General features: G+C 34.8%; 30 protein-coding genes. 29 read left to right on the plus strand and 1 reads right to left on the minus strand.

Annotated features, from left to right (window positions below):
- Positions 1 to 24 precede the first annotated feature (24 nt).
- The 29 genes from WG932_RS18470 (at position 25) to WG932_RS18610 (ending at position 21,442) form a co-directional block, all read left to right on the plus strand.
- Positions 25 to 705: a DUF6843 domain-containing protein gene (locus WG932_RS18470; protein ID WP_483084948.1), complete on the plus strand. Its 681-nt coding sequence runs from the start codon at positions 25 to 27 to the stop codon at positions 703 to 705.
- 210 nt (positions 706 to 915) lie between these two features.
- Positions 916 to 1,416 (plus strand): hypothetical protein, encoded by a 501-nt coding sequence (locus WG932_RS18475; RefSeq protein WP_483084949.1) that lies wholly within the window; start codon positions 916 to 918, stop codon positions 1,414 to 1,416.
- Between the two features lie 202 nt (positions 1,417 to 1,618).
- Positions 1,619 to 1,864: a WG repeat-containing protein gene (locus WG932_RS18480; RefSeq protein ID WP_483084950.1), complete on the plus strand. Its 246-nt coding sequence runs from the start codon at positions 1,619 to 1,621 to the stop codon at positions 1,862 to 1,864.
- The gene (locus WG932_RS18485; RefSeq protein ID WP_483084951.1) at positions 1,795 to 2,562 is read left to right on the plus strand and encodes a WG repeat-containing protein; all 768 of its coding nucleotides are present in this window, start codon (positions 1,795 to 1,797) and stop codon (positions 2,560 to 2,562) included. The genes WG932_RS18480 and WG932_RS18485 overlap by 70 nt, the downstream gene beginning before the upstream one ends.
- Positions 2,563 to 2,736: 174 nt before the next feature.
- A complete protein-coding gene (locus WG932_RS18490; RefSeq protein WP_483084952.1) occupies positions 2,737 to 4,020 on the plus strand; it encodes a hypothetical protein in 1,284 nt (427 codons plus the stop codon).
- A gap of 43 nt (positions 4,021 to 4,063) precedes the next feature.
- Positions 4,064 to 4,348 carry a hypothetical protein gene (locus tag WG932_RS18495; protein WP_483084953.1) on the plus strand — a complete coding sequence of 95 codons (285 nt, stop codon included), beginning with the start codon at positions 4,064 to 4,066 and terminating at the stop codon, positions 4,346 to 4,348.
- Positions 4,348 to 5,076, plus strand: coding sequence for an HNH endonuclease (locus WG932_RS18500; RefSeq protein WP_483084955.1), 729 nt, complete (start codon positions 4,348 to 4,350; stop codon positions 5,074 to 5,076). Before WG932_RS18495 ends, WG932_RS18500 begins: the two co-directional genes overlap by 1 nt.
- A gap of 70 nt (positions 5,077 to 5,146) precedes the next feature.
- Positions 5,147 to 5,821: a hypothetical protein gene (locus WG932_RS18505; RefSeq protein ID WP_483084956.1), complete on the plus strand. Its 675-nt coding sequence runs from the start codon at positions 5,147 to 5,149 to the stop codon at positions 5,819 to 5,821.
- Positions 5,818 to 6,018 (plus strand): hypothetical protein, encoded by a 201-nt coding sequence (locus WG932_RS18510; RefSeq protein ID WP_483084957.1) that lies wholly within the window; start codon positions 5,818 to 5,820, stop codon positions 6,016 to 6,018. The genes WG932_RS18505 and WG932_RS18510 overlap by 4 nt, the downstream gene beginning before the upstream one ends.
- A gap of 8 nt (positions 6,019 to 6,026) precedes the next feature.
- On the plus strand, positions 6,027 to 6,431 hold the full coding sequence (locus WG932_RS18515; RefSeq protein WP_483084958.1) for a hypothetical protein: 405 nt from the start codon (positions 6,027 to 6,029) through the stop codon (positions 6,429 to 6,431).
- Entirely contained in the window at positions 6,428 to 6,916 is a 489-nt protein-coding gene (locus tag WG932_RS18520) for a hypothetical protein (protein ID WP_483084959.1), read from the plus strand. The genes WG932_RS18515 and WG932_RS18520 overlap by 4 nt, the downstream gene beginning before the upstream one ends.
- A gap of 230 nt (positions 6,917 to 7,146) precedes the next feature.
- A complete protein-coding gene (locus tag WG932_RS18525) occupies positions 7,147 to 7,737 on the plus strand; it encodes a hypothetical protein (RefSeq protein WP_483084960.1) in 591 nt (196 codons plus the stop codon).
- A gap of 15 nt (positions 7,738 to 7,752) precedes the next feature.
- On the plus strand, positions 7,753 to 8,664 hold the full coding sequence (locus WG932_RS18530) for a hypothetical protein (protein WP_483084961.1): 912 nt from the start codon (positions 7,753 to 7,755) through the stop codon (positions 8,662 to 8,664).
- Between the two features lie 6 nt (positions 8,665 to 8,670).
- Complete coding sequence (locus WG932_RS18535) at positions 8,671 to 9,396, plus strand: DUF6438 domain-containing protein (protein WP_483084962.1); 726 nt, start codon at positions 8,671 to 8,673, stop codon at positions 9,394 to 9,396.
- A 154-nt stretch (positions 9,397 to 9,550) separates the two neighbouring features.
- Entirely contained in the window at positions 9,551 to 11,017 is a 1,467-nt protein-coding gene (locus WG932_RS18540) for a ligand-binding sensor domain-containing protein (RefSeq protein ID WP_483084963.1), read from the plus strand.
- A 199-nt stretch (positions 11,018 to 11,216) separates the two neighbouring features.
- Positions 11,217 to 11,831 carry a hypothetical protein gene (locus tag WG932_RS18545; RefSeq protein ID WP_483084964.1) on the plus strand — a complete coding sequence of 205 codons (615 nt, stop codon included), beginning with the start codon at positions 11,217 to 11,219 and terminating at the stop codon, positions 11,829 to 11,831.
- A 170-nt stretch (positions 11,832 to 12,001) separates the two neighbouring features.
- Positions 12,002 to 12,796 (plus strand): type II toxin-antitoxin system death-on-curing family toxin, encoded by a 795-nt coding sequence (locus WG932_RS18550; RefSeq protein WP_483084965.1) that lies wholly within the window; start codon positions 12,002 to 12,004, stop codon positions 12,794 to 12,796.
- A 192-nt stretch (positions 12,797 to 12,988) separates the two neighbouring features.
- Positions 12,989 to 13,312: a nucleotidyltransferase family protein gene (locus WG932_RS18555; protein ID WP_041934589.1), complete on the plus strand. Its 324-nt coding sequence runs from the start codon at positions 12,989 to 12,991 to the stop codon at positions 13,310 to 13,312.
- Positions 13,281 to 13,622 carry a HepT-like ribonuclease domain-containing protein gene (locus tag WG932_RS18560; protein WP_483084966.1) on the plus strand — a complete coding sequence of 114 codons (342 nt, stop codon included), beginning with the start codon at positions 13,281 to 13,283 and terminating at the stop codon, positions 13,620 to 13,622. The genes WG932_RS18555 and WG932_RS18560 overlap by 32 nt, the downstream gene beginning before the upstream one ends.
- Positions 13,623 to 13,779: 157 nt before the next feature.
- Entirely contained in the window at positions 13,780 to 14,499 is a 720-nt protein-coding gene (locus WG932_RS18565) for a serine hydrolase domain-containing protein (RefSeq protein WP_483084967.1), read from the plus strand.
- Entirely contained in the window at positions 14,496 to 14,873 is a 378-nt protein-coding gene (locus WG932_RS18570; RefSeq protein WP_483084968.1) for a serine hydrolase, read from the plus strand. Before WG932_RS18565 ends, WG932_RS18570 begins: the two co-directional genes overlap by 4 nt.
- Positions 14,874 to 15,200: 327 nt before the next feature.
- Positions 15,201 to 15,626, plus strand: a complete 426-nt coding sequence (locus WG932_RS18575; protein ID WP_483084969.1) for a TetR/AcrR family transcriptional regulator — start codon at positions 15,201 to 15,203, stop codon at positions 15,624 to 15,626.
- 112 nt (positions 15,627 to 15,738) lie between these two features.
- Positions 15,739 to 16,530 carry a GNAT family N-acetyltransferase gene (locus WG932_RS18580; protein ID WP_483084970.1) on the plus strand — a complete coding sequence of 264 codons (792 nt, stop codon included), beginning with the start codon at positions 15,739 to 15,741 and terminating at the stop codon, positions 16,528 to 16,530.
- A gap of 729 nt (positions 16,531 to 17,259) precedes the next feature.
- On the plus strand, positions 17,260 to 17,730 hold the full coding sequence (locus WG932_RS18585; protein WP_149394927.1) for a Crp/Fnr family transcriptional regulator: 471 nt from the start codon (positions 17,260 to 17,262) through the stop codon (positions 17,728 to 17,730).
- A 97-nt stretch (positions 17,731 to 17,827) separates the two neighbouring features.
- The gene (locus WG932_RS18590) at positions 17,828 to 18,130 is read left to right on the plus strand and encodes a DoxX family protein (protein WP_483084971.1); all 303 of its coding nucleotides are present in this window, start codon (positions 17,828 to 17,830) and stop codon (positions 18,128 to 18,130) included.
- Positions 18,131 to 18,240: 110 nt separating this feature from the next.
- Entirely contained in the window at positions 18,241 to 19,260 is a 1,020-nt protein-coding gene (locus WG932_RS18595; protein ID WP_483084972.1) for a pirin family protein, read from the plus strand.
- Positions 19,261 to 19,337: 77 nt separating this feature from the next.
- Positions 19,338 to 20,210 (plus strand): pirin family protein, encoded by an 873-nt coding sequence (locus WG932_RS18600; RefSeq protein ID WP_483084973.1) that lies wholly within the window; start codon positions 19,338 to 19,340, stop codon positions 20,208 to 20,210.
- Positions 20,211 to 20,336: 126 nt separating this feature from the next.
- On the plus strand, positions 20,337 to 21,101 hold the full coding sequence (locus WG932_RS18605; protein WP_483084974.1) for a hypothetical protein: 765 nt from the start codon (positions 20,337 to 20,339) through the stop codon (positions 21,099 to 21,101).
- Positions 21,062 to 21,442, plus strand: a complete 381-nt coding sequence (locus WG932_RS18610; protein ID WP_483084975.1) for a TlpA family protein disulfide reductase — start codon at positions 21,062 to 21,064, stop codon at positions 21,440 to 21,442. Before WG932_RS18605 ends, WG932_RS18610 begins: the two co-directional genes overlap by 40 nt.
- Before the next feature lie 196 nt (positions 21,443 to 21,638).
- On the opposite strand, the gene WG932_RS18615 is transcribed toward WG932_RS18610, so the two are convergent.
- Complete coding sequence (locus WG932_RS18615) at positions 21,639 to 22,379, minus strand: helix-turn-helix domain-containing protein (RefSeq protein WP_483084976.1); 741 nt, start codon at positions 22,377 to 22,379, stop codon at positions 21,639 to 21,641.
- Positions 22,380 to 22,388: the final 9 nt, after the last annotated feature.

The raw sequence follows: 22,388 nt of genomic DNA on the forward strand, positions 1-22,388 counted from the left end.
AAACCGTTGCCGCACATTTAAAAAATGACGAAATCTCAATCAAATACACTCTTCGGAATTTCAATTGCATTGTTCGCACTTGGACTTTTCTGCTTTTTGACATTTTGGTTGATGTATATAGGTTTTGGACTGATGATAATTGGGACAATTCTAAGTCTGCTATCAAAGAAGAGATGGTACTATCAATTGGTTCTAATAGGACTTCCAACCGGCTTTGTAGTTATTACTTTATTGAAAGCGACAGCAACACCAGAACGATTTTTAATTCCAGACGAATTTCGTGGAGTTGTCTACGTTGTGTTCGACCAAGAAAATGGAATGGATAAAGAGTTTGAAGGATTTCGGAGAGTTTATAGAATACCCGAAAGTGGAGTTCTATTTACCCAATTCAGCGAGAATGATGGAGCTTACTTGTCTCAAGACTTCTACTTTGTCGACACCAACGAGAGTCGGGAAAAACTTGGAGTACTGTATTCCAGCCATTTTAATGGACCAAACACTATTAATCCAAGACCGACTGAACCACCGAGAGACAGTTTAGCTGTATTCAATCCAAAAACTACAGGACGATTTTTAGCCTCTGACAAACAGGAGTATTATAACTACAAAGCATTGACAGTAGGACGGTTCGACAGTATTCGAAGGTTTAACTATCTCGACCCTGATTACATTGAAAAAGCAAAAAGAAAACAATTGAAAAAATAAAAAACGATGCGGCAACAATGGCTATAAAAAATAGGGCGGACAGTGGTTTCCGCAAGTTTCGGGTTCTTAGCAAGCTTTGTCTCGGTGGACAAGTACGTAGCTCCGAAATGCCCTACTTTTCATAGCCGAGACCGTTGTGGCTAATTTGAAAAAATGACAAGAATAGCATTCATACTGACCATTGGACTTCTAATTTCAAGTTGTAATAACATGACAACGCCTTCCTCAGAATCAATTCCAGAAATGATGCAACTAAATTGGACAGGACTAGACATTGAAAGCTTTCCTGTGAAATTCGGACAGATATTAAAATTTAATAGTGACAGTACGGAAATCACTGCTATTGTCTTGGACTTTAGTACAGACGAAGGCGGACAATGGTTTGGAGTAAGCTTCATTGACCAAAATCGACTTTTCGGAAGACAAATTCCAAGCGGACTGATTAATACGAAATGCCTTGATCTGCTTGACTTGACATATATTCAAAGAGACGCACTAATTGACTTTGAAGTATTGGAAACGATTTCAGTCAATAAAGAGAAAGTTGGAGTTGGTTCTCAAAGTCCTGCTACAAACATTTCAGAAATTAAGAGAGACTTCGACAGGGGAATTGAACAAAGGAAAAAAGAACAAACCCCTTGTGACAAAGGATTGACAGATTTAAACCCTGTAAGAGAATGCTATTTTGACATTAAAAAAATAAAAAACTAGCCACAACAACGCATATAGCTTATGGCGGGTAAACGGCTACCAGCAAGGCTTTCGCTTCGTAGCCAGTTTTGGTTTCGTTGGACAGAAAAGCGCTTCGAAACCGCCACAAGCCATATGCAAACCGCCGTTACCTGCAATTAGAAAAATGAAGTACATTTCATTGATAATATTAACACTGACTTTCTTATCCTGCCAAACGAGAATGGCAGTGATAAAGCAAAACGATAAATACGGACTCATAGATTCGAAAGGTAGAGTCGTTGTTGAACCTAAATGGGACTATATTTTAGGTGAAAGTGAAGGCATATATCCTGTGGAGCTTGATAGTCTTTGGGGCTATATAGACAAAAAAGGCAAAGTGATTATTGAAACTAAATATTGGGATGCAGACTTTTTGACGAAGGCTATGCTTGCGTTGGAAATAAAGAAGGGAAATTTGGATTTATAAACACCAAGGGCGACACAATAATTGACTTTATTTATGATGAATCATTCGGAAGTTTCTCAAAAGGATTAGCTGATGTTACACTTAATGATAGTTGTGGATACATAGACAAAAATGGCAAAGTCATAATTCCTTTCAATTATGAGACCTGTTACCCTTTTCTTTCTGACTTAGCTGTTGTTTGGACTTTTGAAGGGGAACAAAAACTGATTAACAAAGGAGGTGAAACATTTGAGTACGTTGAAGAAAAACACAAAGACAAAAAGTTGTGGTCATTAAACACCTATCCAGGAGCATTTAACACGGAAAATGGACGTGGAAGATTAAATGCCAAAGGTGACACGATTATTCCACCCAATTATATGGCTACAGGAAATCTATCGAATAGTATGCACATAGTTCGTGCAAAGAATGAAAAATGGGGAGCTTACAATTCAAATGGCAAACTCATAATTGAGCCACAGTTTGACGATTTATGGCACTTCTATGAAGGTGTTGCGAATTTTAGCCTCAATAAAAAATGGGGGTTTGTGAATAAGAAAGGTGAAATAGTAATTAAACCCAAATTTGACTATGCAAGTCAGTTTAATAATGGGTTCGCATATGTTGAACTCGATGGAAAATCAGGATTCATAAATAAGAAGGGCGAAATCGTAATTCCTATAATTTATGACCCTTGTAGAATGACAAGAATGAAATAAAAAACTGCAGGTAACAATGTATATAAAAAATAGGCGGATTAGTGCTAAAATAAAGGCTTTTGTCTCTTATCAAACTTTGTGCTTAACCGAAAGTGGAGTGCTTCGAAATCGCCTACTTTTCATATACTAACCGTTACCTACAATGACAATAAATTATATCTCAAAAAATTAAAGATGCTATTAAAATCAATAACTGTAAACCATCATAAAGTAATTGGAACAAAAAAGATTGATTTCTTTGGAGAAAGTACGACTTTAAAAACAGATATAATAAGGGAACACCACACTGATATTATCCTAGAAATTGACAATAAGACAAAGGAAAATTATTATTCTTTCATAATTGGGAAAAATGGCGTAGGAAAAACTATTTTGTTCAGAACAATTGTAAATTTCATTAATGCAAATGGTCCTTACCAAGAACCCAAACTAAATGCTTTAATAGATTTATATAGCAAACCTTATAAATATGTTAAGTACAACACTGATTACTCTGGCACATATGAATTACAAAATTTAGATATCTATAATTCCTTTTCTAACACTAAGAATCTAATGATTAAGGATTTCCTAAAACATCATGATTCATATTTAGTTTTTATATCATCCTCATTTGAAAGAAGCATTGTTCACCGAAATCCAAGGTACAGAAATTTCAACTACTTATCTGATATTAATACAACACAAACTCTTTTTCTAAAATCTCTTATAAAGTTTAAAAACCAGGATAATAAGCTTCAAATACTTTCTCGCCTACTTGAAAGAAAAAGTATTAAATGGGGATTAAAAGGTTATTTATCTGTCAATGGAATTGGAGGTGTCGAAGATGACAGTATTTTTTTATTGAAGAACGAAAACAATGTAAATATTATCAATTTCATTAGAACTATTAATAAAATTGAAATATCTGAAAATGAAAAACTTAATGAAGATAAACTTGAGCCTTCTGAAGTTAATGTCTTCGAAGCTATTTATAATTCAAGTGTCTTCTTTAAATTCTATTTTGATTCTGGATTATCATTTAAACAACTTTTTAAAGAGATTAGAAACAGTAATGTTATAATGAAAATAGAATCTTTTTTAAATGAAAAATCAAACGATCCAAATTTAGAATCTCATTTAAATGTAAGAATACCAAGAAAAGAAAAAGATATTTGGGAATTCCTCTTTTCCGAAATAAAGGAACTATCTGAATTTGATTTAAATACATTACTCCTACTAGAAAACCTTCAGCTTATTAGTTTGAATGTCTATTGTAATGATGTGCAAGTAGACTATATGAGTTCTGGTGAACAAAGTATAATACGATTATTTAGCTTTTTTCAGATATCCCAAAAGATAGTAAAAATAAAAATCTGCTTGTATTATTTGACGAGCCTGAAAATACTTTACACCCAAAATGGCAACAAGAATTCCCATTATATTTCAAAACAATTGTGGAAGATATATACGAAATAGAGAGTTCTCATTTCTTTTTTCTACCCACTCTCCACTGGCAATAATGAAATCTAAGGCATTAATTAATTCTAATGTGATAAGATTTTTCAAGGATGAAGATGAACAATTTCAAAGTGCCCAAGTTGAAAATATTAATTCTTTCAGCATTGAAGAAGTCCTTCTTGATGAATTTAAAATTTCTTATCGAGATCAAGAGTTAGAATTGAAAGTAAACAAAATTCTAAATGAAAAAGCACAACAAAATTCAGATCCAATTTTGTCAGTCGAAAAAACGTTTGAGTTAAGAGAAAAAATTGAGAAACTCTATAATTCTATAAATTCAAAATAATGAGATTTGTAGACAAGAATGCATCATCAAACTCATTAGTGGTTGAAGCTAAGGGTCTTCTAAAGTTAGCAAAACATTATAACCAAAGTGACAGAGTCAGGGAAATAATTCGTTTGCTGTATTCAGGTTGTTGCGCTTTTTGCGAATGTTCTCCAGAAGACGGTTCTTTTTTTCAAATCGAACATTTCTATCCAAAAAACAAATCTAATTATAAGAAGTATTCAAAAAGTATAGAGAACTTGCATTACTCCTGCCAAAGATGCAATTCATTAAAAGGCAGAAAACTTCATACGAATATCCTATCTCCAAACTATTATCTTAATTCAAATAAATGGAAGGAAACACAAATAGATAAAATAGAAAATGAATTATATTATGTTGGTCATTTGTTGTTTTCTTCAAACACCAACCCTTCATCTATTGACAGGGGAAGTGAGACAATTAAATTATTTGATTTAAATAACAATAATGGTGCGATTAGAAGTAGCAGACAACATTTAATTGAAAGCAGATTAAGAGTCTTTGAAAATTGTCAAAAGATATTAAATGTAATTTATGAGCTTCTCTTAAATTATGACAAGAAGAATAATAACGCAATTGAATTGCTATTTACGCTTTTTATAAAAAACACAAATAATACTTCACATTTTTCAACTATGGTAATACACAATTTTGGATCAGATTTTATTAAACTTTTGAGAATATATATTAAAATAAAAACACTGTAGGTAACAAGGTGTATAGTGCATACCCTGCGGGATACGCACCATACACATACCGTTGGCCACCATTAAAAAAATGAGAGTATCGTTAATAATTATAATTCTTGGACTTCTAACGAGTTGTATTCCGAAAACAACCGAAAAGGACATTGAAGAATTGAATATTCTAAATCAAAAGTTCATTGAATTGGTTGGTACAGAGAGTTATTATGAACCTCTCCCAGTTCCGCCAATGCCACTTTGGGAAGAATCTACTCGAGAAGACAGTTTACAATATGAAAAAGAAAGCGCTGAATTTGAAAATCTTTTAAACAATAGAAAACTTGACACTTCCGTGCTTAAAATTTACTTGTATGACTCTCTGACAACTTATGAAAGCAGCGACTTTTTAGACGGTATGTTAAGTCCGAAAAATTTTGAAGCCAATTTTCCTGTTGACACAACTTGGATTAAGTTGATAAGAAAACTAGATCGAATTGAATCCCCAAAAAGAATTGACCTAAGTCAAATCACGCAGACAGGAAAATATAATTTGGTGACAAGGCCAGAGTTTAATGACACAACGGACAACAAGAGAAGGATTGGCGCAATGACAATGTCGCGTGTAGCTTTTAGTGAGGACAATAAAAGAGGAGTGTTCTATTACGATTTTATTTGTGGGAGTTTATGCGGATGGGGCAGCCTCGTATTCATTGAAAAAGAAGGAAAAGAATGGAAAATTGTCGGACAACGTGAAATGTGGGTGTCATGAAAAAAATAAAAAACGGTGGCCAACAAAACCTATACGCAATGCGGATGGACGAGATAAACGAAAGGTCGGTGCTTTTTGCCCGCCAAAGCTCCGCTTTGACGTTTTTGTTGAATAAAATTAAAAACACAAAACGCAGCTTTGGCTACCGTTTGTGCCAGATTGAAAGTTTCGGCTTTTTAATCCCGCACTGCGCATAGCCAAAACGTTGGCGGTAATTAAAATGAGACTCTCAAGACCAGACATATTATCAAGACCACTGTTCATTTTGGCTTTGGGGTTGTTGCTTTTAAATGACTTTTATCTGAAATATGAGTTCTCGAACTTTTTGACAGGTAAACTCTCTGACATAGCAGGGCTTTTCCTTTTTCCATATTTCTTATCAAGTCTTCGAATTAAATGGACTAAAACAATCTATATCGGAACAGCTGCTCTATTCGTGTTTTGGAAATCACCATTTTCACAAGAAGTAATCAATTTGGCTCAGAAGATTGGAATTGGATTTAACCGAGTAGTTGACTACACTGACTTATTCGCTTTATTCATTCTTCCACTGTCATTTGGTTACTTTCAAAGGCAGATTTCAACAGAGCAAAAATTAGCAGGTATTTGAAAATACCGATAGGAATTCTTACTCTGTTTGCAATTTGGGCAACAACATTACCGAGAGAAAAAGTCGATTTGAACTTAACTGTGAATGAGGAATACGAGCTGCAAATAAGCAAGGCAGACCTTTTCAATTTAATTCGGCCAGGACATGCGTACAGTGATACTTTAGAGAAAAATCTATCGGACAGCCTTTTTTACTTGCACTTTGACATATCTAAGGGTAGAATTGATGTGACAGCCGTGGCGACCATTACTGTCATTGATTCGAAAACAACCAGAGTCAATCTAGATAAAATTGAGCATGGATATATTACAGGCAGCCTTTTCGGTGGAGTAGATAAAGATGATATTGAGGATTTCAAATCCATTTCGGTGGAAGAGTTCGAATCTCGATTCAAATACGGTTTTATAAAACCAATAGAAAACAGAACTCCTGAACATATTTACTATGACAACAAAGAAATTCATGACGCAAATCAAAACGAATAAATAAAAACTACCGCCAACAAGATATAAGAATGCATAGCTTCCTATCGTCAGCTACGGCATCTTATACTGAGCGTTGTGTGTAATTTTAAGAACCCCACAGATCTAATAATTCAGTCAAAGTGAGTACATTCTCTTATCATTTAGTCGAACTTCCCTTTTTTGTTGCGGCAAAAAGAATAATTTCGAATCCAATTTCTAAAAACACGAAGGGACTGATACACTCCGAATACATGACGGCAATGACTCTAGGTTCTCCAATCTTTTCTCTTTCTAGGGTTTTAATAGGACAAGTAGCAGTTTTTATGCAATGGGAAAATGAATCTGCACTTGAAAACTATTTGGAACAAGACGGTTTTGGAAGAATTCTAGCAAAAGGTTGGCATGTGCGTTTGTCTTTTATTAGAGAATGGGGAAAGTTTAGTGGATTCAAAATACCAGACTATAAAGACAAATTAGAAAGCCAAAATTCTCCTGTAGTCGCTGTAACAATGGCAAGAATGAATCCTTATGCAGTACCCAGATTTATACATTGGGGCAGACCGGTTGAAAAACTAGTAAGAGACCATCCAGGAACCACTCTTTCATTGGCATCAGTAAAGTTTCCGAATACAGTCTCAACTTTTTCAATTTGGAAAACGGAAAAAGAAATGACCGATATGGTTCATGGTCATAGTAAAGTGGAAAAACCGAAAAGGCATTCAAACGCAATGGAAGAACGAGAAAGAAAAGACTTTCATTTTGAATTTACAACTCTTCGATTTAAGCCTTTAGCTGAGTTTGGAAAATGGAAAGGTCAATCGAATTTTATTCCCGGTAATTAAACATTATTTGTGAAGATGGGAATCGCTAGGAAAAATCAAAGCATTCAAGATTGGATTACTCAGCAATGGGTCATACTGTTTGGACAAAGAATTGACAATGAAAAATTCCAATGGCTCTTAGGACCATTTGGTGGAACTAAAGGAATCGGGCTAAAATTCATTGAGCAGTTAGCTAAAGAAGAGAGTTTAGCGATTGATAGCCAAAGAGAAAATAAAGGATTACTAGATTCAATTCTGAATCTAGGACTATCAGAAATAGAACTAACGAGACTATCTCCAGACCTAATTGACTTCTATGAAAACACTTCAAATTATGACCTGCTCCTAAAGACAAAATGGAATCCAATATTCAAAGTTTTTGGCTCGTTAGTCAGAATGATTTTCAGCAATAGAATTGAACAACTGAATGTTCCCATAGAAAACTTAAAAGATGCATCAATACTAACAAACGAAATAATAAAACTAGTCGATCCAAAGACAAAAGAGGTTAAAAGGACAATTTGGTTAAGGACTTTTAAATCGACAGGTCAAGTTGTTTACTCAGGAGTTTATGAGACATGCTATTTACCAGACAAACAGATATGCATCAAGGCTATTTTTCCTTTACCAAATGGAAACGCAACGGTGATATTAACGCCTAGTGTTGGCAAAAATGGAGAACTCATTTTAGATTCTTCGGGGCAAAAAATTGGAGATAGTGGTTTTTACTTTTTACTTATGGATTCAAAAGGACAATTATGGAGTAAATTTATCAAGTCCTTCAAAGATAAATTGGTCGTAAAAAGCATTAATAATAGAATTACTGCGATACAGACTTTGACTTTGTGGAATTTAAAAGTTCTTGAATTTGAAAATGAAATAAAAAAACTACACACAACAAAACCTATAAGCAATAGCGCCCTTTGGGACGCTACTGCTCATAGCTAAACCATTATGGACTATTTCAAGAACGATGAAGATAACCTTCTACATATTTTTTTTCTGACTCTCCTTTCATGCAATAAAAGAGAAGAAGAAAATATTTCTCAAAAACTAAATGGATTTTGGTTTAACGATGATAAAATTCTTTTATTCAGGGATTCAGTAATGATGCATCCTATTTATGAAGCTCCAGGCTTGTTTGAGTTCACCATTAATGATGGAATGCTAATCGTCAAGAATACTCAGGAATACTTTGAAAACATCTATGATACCTGCTTTGTAAAACTTGAAAAAGAAAATGAATTAACCTTAGTAATTGATGATGTAGGTTACACATTCAAAAAATTTGAATCTACACCAAGCATGAATTTTCATAGGCTATACTTTGAAATTGAACCTTGTCATGGGTTTTGTCCAGTTTTTCAAGTAGAAATTTTCCCAGATGGCACAGTTAATTTTAATGGAATAGAGTACACTGAAATAGAAGGTCCAGAGGAGTATAATTTGAATATAGAAATAATAAATGAATTAAATAACCTATTAGAAGTGGTTAAAATAATAGATTATCCTGATGATAAATTTTCAAACCCACCTGATTCTCCAAGATTTAATATGGTTGTGGAATATCCAAATGAAATAAAAATTTCAATAATTGATGGATTGTTTGAAGGGAAATATGAAAACATCGTAAGGTATTTTTACTTTTTTGAAAGGCAGTTAATTGAAAACAGTCCATAACATCACCTTGGATCCAGCGGGCGGTACCGAGTAACTATAAAAATCAGTATCTTTAAGAAGTTAGGAGTGGCATGGAAGAGAACGTTTTCAAATGCCCGCCGTCTCCAAGCTGAATCACGTTACCACCAATATTAAAAAACGACAACAAACAAGGATGAAAGTAAAAAATCCAATTTTTATACTCTTGACAGTATTCTCTTTAAACCTGAATGCTCAAAACCTTTTCCCAGTTAAGCTGGACAATTGTATAACTTCAAAATTCTGCCTAGACTGTGGAGACATAAAAGCAGGCTACGTTGAAAAAGACTTCAAGAAATTAGAAGATAGGCTAAACAAATCTTTAAATCTTAGTGGGATTAGTGGATCTATAAAACTCCAAGTACTTGTTGACTCAAAGGGAAAAGGCTGTGTACTAAGCCATACCGACCAATCAAAGAGCCCTATTTCATTTAAAATCATTGAAGAACTAAATAAGTTTAATAGGTGGACACCAGCGATAAAAGATGATGTTAAACAGGAAAAATCTTCAATCACATTAGTATTCACAATCAAAGACAACAACATATCAGGTCAAATAGAACGAGTTGACATGAATGCTTTTAAAAAATCTTTTGACAGACCAAACAGTCCAGAAATTTTCAATAAAGACTATGTTTATAAAAATGAAAACCTGGATAATTACAAAATCACAGTTTGGAATTCTAAGAACTCAAACTTGCCCAACAATATGAACGACCACATTTCAGTTGACAAAAATGGATTGATTTGGCTTACAACTGACCAAGGACTTGTTACATTTAATGGGACAGAATTTCAGAATGCTGAACAGGAAATAACCGACAAAGGAAAGTATTTTAGATATTATGGAATTGCCACTGACAATAGTAACACAAAATGGTTTTTCGCAACAGGAAACATTTATAGCTTTTATGATACGTGGACAAAATATGAAGAAAGCGAAATTGGGATAAAAAGCGGTTACAAAATCATAAACAATCCAAACACTAACGAAGTGTTTTTCACCTCAGATAAAGGTTTTACAATTTTAAAAAATGGAAAATGGAGCTTAATTAATCAAGATAATACTCCTGAATTGCCTTCAAATAGAGTTTCTTTTGCCAAACGAGATTCGAAAAACAGGATATGGATTGGAACATACAGCGGTAGCCTAATGATTGACGAAAAAAATCATGTGACAAGTTTTGAGAATTCTGAATCAGTTTTAAAAGGAAAGTGTATTACTTCAATGGACGAAGATGAAAATGGTAACATTTATTTTACACTTTACGAGTTTGACCGTAAAGACAAACAAAAGGTAAATAATGACGAAGGAATAGCAATCAGATATTCTGATGGAACTTTCAAGCAGTTTACAACAGAGAATTCAGGAATGCCTTTTAATCATGCCAATTGTGTTCTATATGACAAGAAAGAAAAAGTCCTTTGGATTTCCACAGACAGAGCAGGTTTAGTAAGGTTTGACTTGAATGACAGCTGGGAAAACTATCACAACGAGAACTCTGATATTCCTACATCTTACATATCAACAATGACATTCGACAAGGAAGGAAATTTGTATTTGGCAACAAGACAAGGACTGGTAAAAATTGAAAGAAAATAGAAATACTGGTGGTAACAATGGGTATTAAACATAGGGCGGTCAGTGGTTTCCGCAAGTTTTCGGCTCTTAATAAAGTTCGTTTCGGGTGGACAGCTAAGTGCTTTTAAATGCCCTACGTTTCATACCCGAGACCGTTATGGGCAATTCTGAGAAGCTAATGAACCACACAGAATTTAAGTCAAAAATTTTTGTTCCTTCAGTGGGGTTTGATTGGAGAATTACCTCTTCTAGATTAATGTATGGCGGGTATCTTGTTTTAGTGATTATTTTATTAATAGCTAGCAACTTAGATTTAACAGACTATGCTGATTTCCTAACTCGAATTCTTTCTTTTTCAATTCTCGGGATAATTATCTTTGCAAGCTTTTGGGGCACTCGTGAAAAAGAAAAGAAACACGGGGAATTGAAGGTTGATCTTCTTTTAAGTTTAGACTATATAAGTGTAAATGACACTCGTTACTCTTGGAGTCAACTAGTAGAATTCAAACTTGGATTATTTTCTGTGCTTGATGAAAAATTATGGTCTGAAACGTATTCAATAGCGAAATACTATGGAGGTCCAGCCTATTCCCAAGGTGTGGATAATTTTATCCAATTTAAAACCGGAGATCAACGCATAAAAATATTCTTCCAGTTAGAGACTCCTTCTCACAAAGTCGAATTAAAAAGAATCATGCGGTTACTTTTCATTAATGACCGAATAGATCTCTCGACCACCTACTTAGGTTTAAATTTGGAATATGAGGCGATTCAAGAACTCAAAAAAGCCAAAATTAAGTACCTTGAAGAGAAACAATTTAAGGTGAGCCAATGAAGCAATCCGGTGAAATAATTATTTATCAGTCTAAGCAGGGTTCTCCTAGTCTTCAAGTGCTTCTTGAAAATGATACCCTTTGGCTGGACCAATATCAGATCTCTGAATTATTTCAAACAGATAGGACCTCAATTGTCAGGCATATTAGGAACATTTACAAGTCTTCCGAATTGGATGAAAAATCAACTTGTGCAAAAATTACACAAGTTCAACAGGAAGGCGAAAGAGCCGTAAATAGAAAAATCAAAATTTATAATCTTGATCTAATTATTTCTGTTGGTTATAGGGTTAACTCAAAACAAGGAACTGCTTTTAGGATTTGGGCAAACAAGGTTATCAAAGACCATATTGTAAAAGGCTACAGTTTAAACGAGAAGAGGTTATTGGAACTTCAAAAAACCATCAAACTGGTAAACCGGACAATCCAGAAATTAGAATCAGACGATCAAACAAAAGGATTATTTGAAGTTCTATCTGAATATTCCACGGCCTTAGACATTTTGGATGATTATGACCACCAAAGATTAAGATTACCAGAATCTTCAGCGCAAGCGATTTTCAATATAACGTATGATGAAGCAATACTAGCTGTGGATGAACTTAAGAAAAGATTTGGTGGATCCATCCTCTTTGGAAATGAAAAAGACCACTCTTTTAAAAGTTCAATAGCTACTATTGACCAAACATTTGATGGAGAAGAGTTGTATAGAAGTTTGGAAGAAAAGGCCGCTCACCTACTGTATTTTGTAACTAAAAACCATTCATTTTCAGATGGAAACAAAAGAATCGCAGCTTGGCTATTCATATGGTATTTAGAGAAAAATAGGAGCTTGTTACTTAAGGATGGTACAAAAAGAATCAATGAAAATGCTTTGGTTGCTCTGACCCTCTTGATAGCTGAAAGTAAACCAGAAGAAAAAGAGATGATGATAAATGTCGTTGTAAACCTCATAAGCAGAACATAGAAAGAAGAAAAGCCCATAACATCACCTTAGATCCAGCGGGCTGTTTCGAGTAAATATAAAGATTCAGTTTCTTTAAGAAGTTAGGAGTAGGTTGGAAGGGAACGTTTCCAAATACCCGCCGTCTCCAAGCTGAATCCCGTTATAGCCAATGCTGAAAAACATACTAATGGGAAAATTTGTATCTTTATAAAGATGGAAGAGCTGAAAAGACATATTGACCAGATAAAGGCACTCTGTGACACCAACAATGTGATAAGTCTTTTTGCTTTCGGTTCGGTAACAACTGAAGGTTTCAGTTCTGAAAGTGATATTGATTTGATAGTCGATATTGAAGAAAATGATCCTTTAACCTATTCCGATAATTATTTTAATTTAAAGTTTGCGCTAGAGCAATTACTAAAAAGAGAGATTGACCTCTTGGAACAAAAAGCTATAAAGAATCCTTACCTAAAGCAGCAGATTGAAAAAACAAAAGTCCAAGTGTATGGAAAATCAAATCAGGACTTGGCTGTCTGATATAAAACAGGCAATTGATGAAATCAATCTTTTCATGCCTGAAAAAAGAGATTTTTTTGAATTCCGGAATGATTTAAAAACCAGAAGAGCCATTGAACGGAATGTGGAAATAATCGGAGAGGCCGTATGCAGAATTCTGAAGGTGGATCCCAATATACAGATCAAAAACTCTAGGAAGATTGTTGACACTAGGAACAGGATTATTCACGGATACGACAGCGTATCTGAAGAAATTATCTGGTCAATAGCAATCCGTGACTTACCGAAATTGGAAATTGAAGTCAACGATTTACTTGAAGATACCGAATAGAAAGCACTGGCTATAACATCACCTTGGAATACAGCGGGCGGTTACGATTAAATATGAAATTCATTATCTTTAGGAAGTTAGGAGTAGGCATGAAGTGAACGTCTCAGAAAGCCCGCCGTTTCCAAAAAGATTGAGTTTAAAAATGAAAACCCTTTTTATGTTAGAATACAGAAAAATTCGTTTACTATTTATTGTATTTACTCTAATTCATCTAACCAATTGTTCGTCTGTACAGAAAGTAGAAATAGAAAATTTTCAAGGCATAATTATTTCTAACGATTCAATAGATGCGTATGTCAAGACAAAAATGGAGGAGTTGAAAATTCCTGGAGCATCATTAGCTATTATCAATAAAGGAAAGTTAGTTCATCATCAAACTTATGGATATGCCAACTTTGAAAAAAAATTAAAAGTTACCGAAAATACAATATTTGAAGGTGCCTCTATATCAAAATCTGTATTCTCTTTTTTTGTAATGAAATATGTTGAAGAAGGCAAATTAGATTTAGACAAACCTTTATTTAAATATTTAGAATATCCTGATATTGCTTATGATGAAAGGTATAAAAAAATAACTGCACGAATGGTTTTAAGTCATCGTTCTGGATTTCCAAATTGGAGAGAAAACGAACCAGACAATAAATTAAAAATTAGGTTTGAACCAGGAACTAATTTTGAATATTCTGGAGAAGGTTATCAGTATTTAGCTCTGGTCTTGAAAGAAATTGATGGAGGAAATTGGACTGACTTAGAAAATGAATTTCAGCATAAGGTTGCTAAACCCTTAAAGATGGAACATTCTTCATTTATTCCTAATGAAAATTTGGAACAAAAAAAGCAGAACCATATGATAAGAATAATAATTGGATTGATTTGAAAAAGAATTATTGGTACAAAAAAGATAAAGGAAATTTTGTTTCAGCTTCATCAATTCATACAGAGCCAGTTGATTTTTCAAAATGGATGATAGCTGTGATGAATAAAGAACAGTTAAGTAAAAGTAGTTACGATGAACTTTTTAAACCACATTCAACAATTACTGCTGAAAACGGAATAACATATTTTTATTCATTGGGATTCGCTTCTGATAGCACAAAACCCGAAAACACCTATTATCATAGCGGAAGTAATGATGGATTTACTTGTTGGTATTTAATAAATACAGAAAAAGATTGGGGCTTCGTTGTTTTTACGAATTCTGAATATGGAATAGAACTTGGAGAAAACCTATTTGATTATTTAAGAGAATAAATATAGAAAAACTGGCTACAACATTTTGTATAAGTAATGGCAGGAGATGTGGTAAATATCAAGGTTTATAGCCATGAGGTTCCCAAGGCTTCCTGCAGCTTCCTGATAACTACTGAAATGGATAATAATACCGAATCATGATAACCCGTGGATGGATGGTATTTCTCCAACCATTTTTCAACATAGTAATGCAAACAGTTGTGCTTAATACAGAAAACTCTCTAAACATATAAACTTTCTTTTTAAACAATTCTCTTGCCGATAAAAAAAATGTTTTTACATTTGCACTGACCGTACGTGCAGTCAATTGGTTTTAATCGATTTTTTATGGATAAGCGAGAACAAATAATAGAAATAGCTACTAAATTATTCTCCGAGAGAGGATACGAGAATACACCACTGTCGTTGGTATGCGAAAAGGCAAATGTTTCCAAAGGACTAATTTCCCATCATTTTAAGTCGAAAGATGGATTATTAAGAGAAATTTTTCTAAAAACAACACAGTTGATTGTTGAGATAAACAGAGTGGATAAGGAAAATCAAACTCCTAGCGAACAACTCATTGAACTATTAGATTCGTTATTTTCAAAACTGGCGTCAGATAAACTATTCTTCCAATTTAATCTGAATGTCATGGTTCAACCTAACACTAGAAAGGTTTTAGATGATTTAATTAAAGAGAGGTCATCTTTCATATTGAAAAAACTAAGGAGATTTTTAATAAAATTGATATTGAGAATTCGTTGGTCATGAGCCATATGTTCATTGCTGAATTGGACGGGATAGCTCTTAATTATTTAGGGATATATGAAGACTTCCCTTTACAACAAATAAAAAAAGAAATAATTAAAAAATACGCATTACAATGAATTTTATAAAAACAGATATTACAGAAACAATTGATAATTTAAGGTCACAGTTATATAAATCATTAAAAGCTCCCATTGATGCAATGTGGGAACAGCTTTACATAGGTTCATCACAACATTATCTAATTGAAGAAAATGAAACACTAGGTTATTGCTGCATTAATGAAGCAGGAAGTTTAACTCAAATATTTCTTGCTAAAAACCATTTAGCACTGATGGAGAAGGTAATTCAAAAATTAATTGCAACCGGATTAATAAATTCTGCAAGTTTGAGTTCAAACGAACCTGTGGCATTTAACGCATGTTTGTTTCATTCAAAATCGAAGAAGACAAATACCTTTTGTTTTCAGCATGAGAACAATGAAGTGAAAGTTGATTCAAACCTAAAAATTGAATTGGTCAATACAGACAATATTCCAGCAGTAAAGCTATTTCTAAAAGAACAAGTTGGTATGGATGACACTTTTGGCTATACAGAGAATCTTGTAGCAAGAAAAGAAATATTTATGCTTAAAGAGTCTGAAGCAATCGTAGCAACAAGTGAATGCCGAATGAGCGATTCTCAACCAGAAATTGCAGACCTAGGAATTATCGTGAATCGTAAATTTCAGGGTAGAGGACTTGCAACGCAAATCATGAAAATGCAAGTAAACAGAATTCTCCAAAGCGGAAGAAAACCAATTTGTTCAACAACATTGGATAATATTGCGTCCAGAAAAGTAATTGAAAAATCAGGATTTTATTGTTCGAATATAATTTTTGACATCAATTTTAAAAATGTTTTTTAGCAAAAAGTACTAAGCCAAGTCAAGTAAACCCCCGTGAGCCTTAAGCTCGTAGCCTGTCTCGCCCTTTCGGGAGTGCGCTTCTCACACCATCCCCGTCGACCGGGAGTCTCGTACCTGCCCTGCATTGCGGCTCTTCACTAAAATGATCCAAAGAGATCTTTTTTTACGCTCAGCCCCAGTTCACCGGATTATGGGTTGCGTTTTGAGGTAATAGGAAAGCATGGATTCATATCCTTTTCTTCTTAGACGTGACAAAGTGATCGTAGTAATCAGAATCGGACTTTGAACTACCGCCCATCCCCCTTTTCTACCCTCCCGCCATCTGGCCCCTCATTAAAATGACCTAAATAGGTCATCTTTACGCTCAGTCCTTCCATGCATAAGCATAGTCTTGGCCAACCCCAAGTTGAATAAGGTTTTTACGTTTTCTCTCCGTTCCAGTTTCCCGATAATCGGGACAGGCTCTGTTCGTTGGAACCAGGCTACCGACATACTTCGGCACAGGTTTTCACCCTCTGGAATAATTTGGTATCTTGGATACCAGATGCCATGTTGGGCACACAAACCGTATAAAATTAATTGTTTGTTATAGCTTATTTACGAAAGTCCTCGCGGACTTTCTATCTGTGATGTATTTGATAAATTTAGTACCTAAACCACGCAACTAAACTTATACAAACACCTTGTGTGCCATTATTACAGAAAGCCAGACTTTGAGTCAAATATCAGATGAATAAAATCAATGTAAAAAAGAAACAAATCTTACAAAGCAAAGGAAGTCTGCATAGTAAGGCGTATATTGTTGAATCTGGTTTGCTCAGAAGTTATACCATCGATGAAAATGGCAAAGAACATATTTTTATGTTCGGTCCCGAGGATTGGATAGTTACTGACTATGCTGCCCCAGATGAACCCTGCGATTTGTATATTGATGCCTTAGAAGATTCCGTGGTTATACAAATTGAAAAAAACACCGAATTAGAAATTGACCATAAAAAAATCATAAAGCGGATTAGGGTGCTGCAAAAAAGGATTATTATGCTTATGAGCGCATCTGCAATTGATCGCTACGAACACTTTATTTCAACCTACCCCACCATCGCTCAAAGGGTGCCTCAATACATGATTGCATCCTATTTAGGGATTACTCCAGAAGCATTGAGTGCTGCCAAAAGACAACACCTTAAGTATCTTAAATAGAATAATCCGAATTTCTTAATCTACATTAATGGATAGGCATTTTTTCCCTCTGACCTTTGTATTGAAATTAAACTATTAACGATAAAAATCAGAAGAAATGAATGTACTACTGTGGATAGTCCAAGGTCTACTGACCCTCATGTTTTTAATGGCCGGAGCTATGAAGCTCAGTAAATCAAAAAAAGAGCTCCGAGAAAAATTGGGGGACTGGGTAGACCAATACACCGATATCAGTATAAAGCTGATTGGTCTTGCGGAGCTGCTAGGAGCAGTAGGCCTCATCCTGCCAATGGCTATTGGTGTCCTTCCAATACTAACCCCATTAGCTGCAATTGGGCTGGCCATGACTATGGTTGGTGCTATGAAAGTTCACTATGAACGAAAAGAAAAAGCAAGGTAATAACAAACATCGTTTTGATGTTGCTTGCCGTATTTGTAGTGATTGGAAGGCTATACTTAGCACCAATTGTATAGATACGTCTTAGAATTTGAACTTACAATCAGAAAATCATGAAAGATAAAATATTAGCCATAGAGGCGCTGCAAATGCCTTGGCGCACAGAAGATCCCTTTTTGTTTACGGTGCATCATTTAGATCACTACCCCAAGGGAAATGAAAAAATGGGCCTAGACCCCTCTCAGGCAGCAGGCAGATTTTTAGGTCAGGATTTTAGCAATAAGAATGGGTATAGTATGTACCATGGTAAGGTCGTTCCGGGTTTTCCGTATCATCCACATTTAGGGTTTGAGACCATTACCATCGGCAAACAAGGTTTTGTAGACCATAGTGATTCTCTTGGAGGCGCAGGTAGATTTGGTGCAGGAGATGCTCAATGGATGACAGCGGGCAAAGGAATTCAGCATTCAGAAATGTTTCCTCTTCTACATACGGATAAGCCAAATACCTTAGAGATTTTTCAAATTTGGTTGAACCTCCCTAGCCAAAGCAAATTGGCAGAGCCTCATTATAAAATGCTATGGAACGAGAGCATACCAGAGATTGAAGAAGTAGATACAAATGGTAAGAAAACAACCCTTGAGATTTATGCCGGAAGCTATAAAGCGAACGAAGCACCCAAACCAACGCCAGATTCTTGGGCTGCCAATCCTGAAAATGGAGTGGCCATATTTAGTGTAAAAATGGAGGAGAATGCCGAGTGGATTCTCCCTGCCTCACTTAACGATCAGGTGCACAATACACTGTATTTCTATAATGGGAATACCATACATTTGGGAGACACAAAAATTGATGTCAACCATCTTGTGAAGGTGCTTCCCGGAAAGAGTGTACAAATAACCAATGGAGACAAAGTAGCAGAATTTCTAATTCTGCAAGGAAAGCCTATCAATGAACCGGTAGCGCTAAGAGGACCCTTTGTAATGAACACTGATGAAGAGTTAAATCTTGGGTTTGCAGAATACCGAAAAACGCAATTTGGAGGGTGGCCTTGGCCTCAAACGGAGCAGGTTTTTGATCGCGCTAAGGGTCGATTTGCTAAGTATCCCGATGGATCATCCGAAGAAAAGTAAACCTGTTCCTCACTCCTTTCTTAATCTCCATTAATGTCCTGGGAATTATACCTTTGTAGAATTAAAAAAGACTCGTCATGCAAAAGAAAATTAAATTTTCAAATACGGCTTTCAGTAGCACCATTGCAGGTGCACCCATTCGTCGTTATTTACCTAGTAGTCTTACGGAGGCGGTTGGGCCGTTTATCTTGCTCGATCAAGCGGGGCCATTTAAAATTGCGAATACTGAAACAAGAGGTATAGGTCCTCATCCACATAGAGGTATAGCTACGTTAACCTATGCCGTTAGTGGTGAAATAGAACATTTAGACAGCTTGGGAAATCGTGCCTTGGTAAGCTCGGGCGGTGTGCAGTGGATGAATGCAGGCAATGGTATTGTGCATGATGAGAGATCCAAACCGGATGGAGATTTGACGGAGAAGGAAAAGTATGCCTTTCAATTTTGGATAAACCTACCTTCCAAAATAAAAACGATGAAACCGGAATATATACCAATGCAAGCCGCGCAGGTTCCGGTAAAAAATATGCCTGAAGGGGCAGGACTCATTCGTGTACTTGTAGGCAGTTATCAAAATATGACCTCCAAAATACCTACCTACAGCCAGCAGTTTTTATACCATTTGGCGCTCAACCCTGGACAAAAATTTAAAATAGACTTTTTAGCAAAAACCGAAGTTGCTGCCGTTTTGCCAACCGCTTCGGCAGTAATCAATGCTGAAAATTTCAGTGGCGGTAAAATCATCGTCTTTGATGAAGATGTTGGAGAAATTGAAATGGAAAATCGCTCTGATACAGTGTTGGATATACTGCTTTTTGGTGGAGAAAAGTACACAGAGCCCATAGTAGCCCAAGGACCTTTTGTGATGAATAGTGAAGAGGAAATTGCTTTGGCATATGAGGAATATACTCAAGGGAAATATGGGGAGATACAATATCCTACAAACGGATAAACTCAACATGTTATCTTAAATTTTAAAATTCGATACATACTTGACCGAAAAATAGTCGCTAATTCGGTTACCTTGCAAAAATTAAATTACAGATAAGCCATTTGACCAAAAAAATACCGAAAACGAATGAAAAAAAGCCTAATCGTTCTTTTAGCGATAGTAATTTTTTGCGGTTGCAAGGAAGAAACTAAAATCGATACCAATTATGTCATTGCCAAGTTTCAGGAGCATGCCGAAAATATTAATTCATTGGAATACCGGATGCAGAGAATTGACACTTTTGCTCAAGGTGGTACTGTATGGGACAATTCAGGAATTGCACTTATTGAAAAAGACGATAGTGATGAAATTTTTGGATTTTCTTTCTATGGCAAAAGAGATGATGTTGATAAAGAATATATTTATGACGAAGGAAAGGGATTCGAAATCTCTAAAAAAGATAGTTCCTACCAAGTAGAACCAGGACATCTTGGATTTATGGGTAAACCGGGAGGACAAATGGTTCATCAAAATATTTTCAGACTAGACTCAGTTTATAAAAAAGTGTCGGTATCAGCAACGGAAAATTCATATCTACTTTCTTTTGAATTTGAAAACGATTCTGTTTACAATGTGTCCGATAAGAAAAAAGTCTACGAACTTAATAAAACAGACTTTTTCCCAATTAAAATAAAGCAGACTTCAAATCGACTTGGGAATAAATCCGTTTCTATCGCAAAATTTACCGATGTTAAAATCAACGAAAATGTTAAAAATTCAATAAATGACATAAAACAGGGTATTCAGAATTACACTATTATACCACCTAAAAAAAGAAAGTTAAATAAGCTGCTTACTAAAAACTTCCAACTTTGGAATTACCTGACTTATCCAGCAAGGATAAAATGGTAAAAGTTACTCCCGGCCAATTAATTCTAATTGACTTTTGGGAAGTTTGGTGCGGACCATGCATCGCATCATTTCCTAAAGTGGAGCATCTAAAAATCAAATATCCAAATAAATTAAATGTAATTGGAATAGTTTCAGAAGACCCTGAAAGTGCCCTCAAAATGGTAAGAAAGAAAGGGACGACCTTTCAAAATCTGGTTGGAAATAATGAATTGGAAGAGGAATTTGGGGTCAATAGTTGGCCAAGATATTTTTTGGTAGATAAAAAAGGAATAGTACAAAAAGAATATTTTGGATTTTCTGACCAAATCGAGAAAGACATCAAAGAATTTTTGGCTAAATAAACCCGTTGCCAAAAATCTAAGGAACCTGAAGGCTGAAGTGCTGAATTCAAAATCAATACACAAAATAAAAAAACATTAATTGGAATTTGAATGGCCTTAAAATCCCACAATAAACGTTTGCAACACCATGAAAAGTAAATTGACAAATACCGTCAACAGTCAATAATCCTTCAAAAACTAGTTTTGTGTCTTAAAATCAGATGGACTTATACCTACTTTTTTTGAAAAACCTGGAAAAACTACTTAAAGAATCAAATCCCAAATGGAATGCCAATTCTTTTGTGGTAATTTCCCCTTTTACAAGCTCACGTTTTGATTCTGTAATTTGACGCTGCTGAATAATTTGTTTTGCAGTGAGGTTTAGTTTTTCTTTTAAGATTTGGTTCAAGCGCTTACTACTTATCCCTATTTGGTTGGCATAATAATCGGTATTAGTTTCTTTTATAAAATTAGTTTCCATTAATTCTAAAAATTGAAAAACCCTCTTTTGATTTAAATCTTGTTCTAATAATTCATCGTTTTGATAACGAATTAAATGGAGCAACAAAAGCTTAAGTAAGGTTTTAAGCATAACATAAGAAGCCTTTTCATTGAAAAACTCTTCTTTAAGCAAACCAATTAGCTGCTGTAATTGATTAATTTGATGGATTTCCCTAATATGAAACTGAGGGTATTTATTGAAAATAGACATCACATCCAGGGCATATTCAATATCATCTTCATCAATAAGGTCGCGTTCAAAATTTATTAATACACCTTTATTATCATTGAATATTTTACACTCAAAAACTTCATTCAAGGGTTTGAAATGAACAATTAGTAAGGCTTCTGAATTAAACTCAAAGTAGATCCCCATAGAGTTATCTGAAAGCATTTCAGTGCTATTATCAAACTGTTGGATAATTTGAATTTTAGTATTCCAAACGTGTTTGCTCATTTACATTCA

The organism is Cyclobacterium sp. SOCE241, from assembly GCF_056867545.1.

Coding starts and splice junctions, on each gene's coding strand:
- WG932_RS18530 (WP_483084961.1), top strand. CDS start 7,753: ATGGGAATCGCTAGGAAAAATCAAAGCATTCAAGATTGGATTACTCAG.
- WG932_RS18500 (WP_483084955.1), top strand. CDS start 4,348: ATGAGATTTGTAGACAAGAATGCATCATCAAACTCATTAGTGGTTGAA.
- WG932_RS18540 (WP_483084963.1), top strand. CDS start 9,551: ATGAAAGTAAAAAATCCAATTTTTATACTCTTGACAGTATTCTCTTTA.
- WG932_RS18565 (WP_483084967.1), top strand. CDS start 13,780: ATGTTAGAATACAGAAAAATTCGTTTACTATTTATTGTATTTACTCTA.
- WG932_RS18470 (WP_483084948.1), top strand. CDS start 25: ATGACGAAATCTCAATCAAATACACTCTTCGGAATTTCAATTGCATTG.
- WG932_RS18595 (WP_483084972.1), top strand. CDS start 18,241: ATGAAAGATAAAATATTAGCCATAGAGGCGCTGCAAATGCCTTGGCGC.
- WG932_RS18525 (WP_483084960.1), top strand. CDS start 7,147: ATGACGGCAATGACTCTAGGTTCTCCAATCTTTTCTCTTTCTAGGGTT.
- WG932_RS18560 (WP_483084966.1), top strand. CDS start 13,281: ATGGAAAATCAAATCAGGACTTGGCTGTCTGATATAAAACAGGCAATT.
- WG932_RS18475 (WP_483084949.1), top strand. CDS start 916: ATGACAACGCCTTCCTCAGAATCAATTCCAGAAATGATGCAACTAAAT.
- WG932_RS18605 (WP_483084974.1), top strand. CDS start 20,337: ATGAAAAAAAGCCTAATCGTTCTTTTAGCGATAGTAATTTTTTGCGGT.
- WG932_RS18575 (WP_483084969.1), top strand. CDS start 15,201: ATGGATAAGCGAGAACAAATAATAGAAATAGCTACTAAATTATTCTCC.
- WG932_RS18480 (WP_483084950.1), top strand. CDS start 1,619: ATGGCAGTGATAAAGCAAAACGATAAATACGGACTCATAGATTCGAAA.
- WG932_RS18580 (WP_483084970.1), top strand. CDS start 15,739: ATGAATTTTATAAAAACAGATATTACAGAAACAATTGATAATTTAAGG.
- WG932_RS18585 (WP_149394927.1), top strand. CDS start 17,260: ATGAATAAAATCAATGTAAAAAAGAAACAAATCTTACAAAGCAAAGGA.
- WG932_RS18505 (WP_483084956.1), top strand. CDS start 5,147: ATGAGAGTATCGTTAATAATTATAATTCTTGGACTTCTAACGAGTTGT.
- WG932_RS18600 (WP_483084973.1), top strand. CDS start 19,338: ATGCAAAAGAAAATTAAATTTTCAAATACGGCTTTCAGTAGCACCATT.
- WG932_RS18555 (WP_041934589.1), top strand. CDS start 12,989: ATGGAAGAGCTGAAAAGACATATTGACCAGATAAAGGCACTCTGTGAC.
- WG932_RS18615 (WP_483084976.1), bottom strand. CDS start 22,379: ATGAGCAAACACGTTTGGAATACTAAAATTCAAATTATCCAACAGTTT.
- WG932_RS18590 (WP_483084971.1), top strand. CDS start 17,828: ATGAATGTACTACTGTGGATAGTCCAAGGTCTACTGACCCTCATGTTT.
- WG932_RS18510 (WP_483084957.1), top strand. CDS start 5,818: ATGAAAAAAATAAAAAACGGTGGCCAACAAAACCTATACGCAATGCGG.
- WG932_RS18535 (WP_483084962.1), top strand. CDS start 8,671: ATGGACTATTTCAAGAACGATGAAGATAACCTTCTACATATTTTTTTT.
- WG932_RS18490 (WP_483084952.1), top strand. CDS start 2,737: ATGCTATTAAAATCAATAACTGTAAACCATCATAAAGTAATTGGAACA.
- WG932_RS18495 (WP_483084953.1), top strand. CDS start 4,064: ATGAAATCTAAGGCATTAATTAATTCTAATGTGATAAGATTTTTCAAG.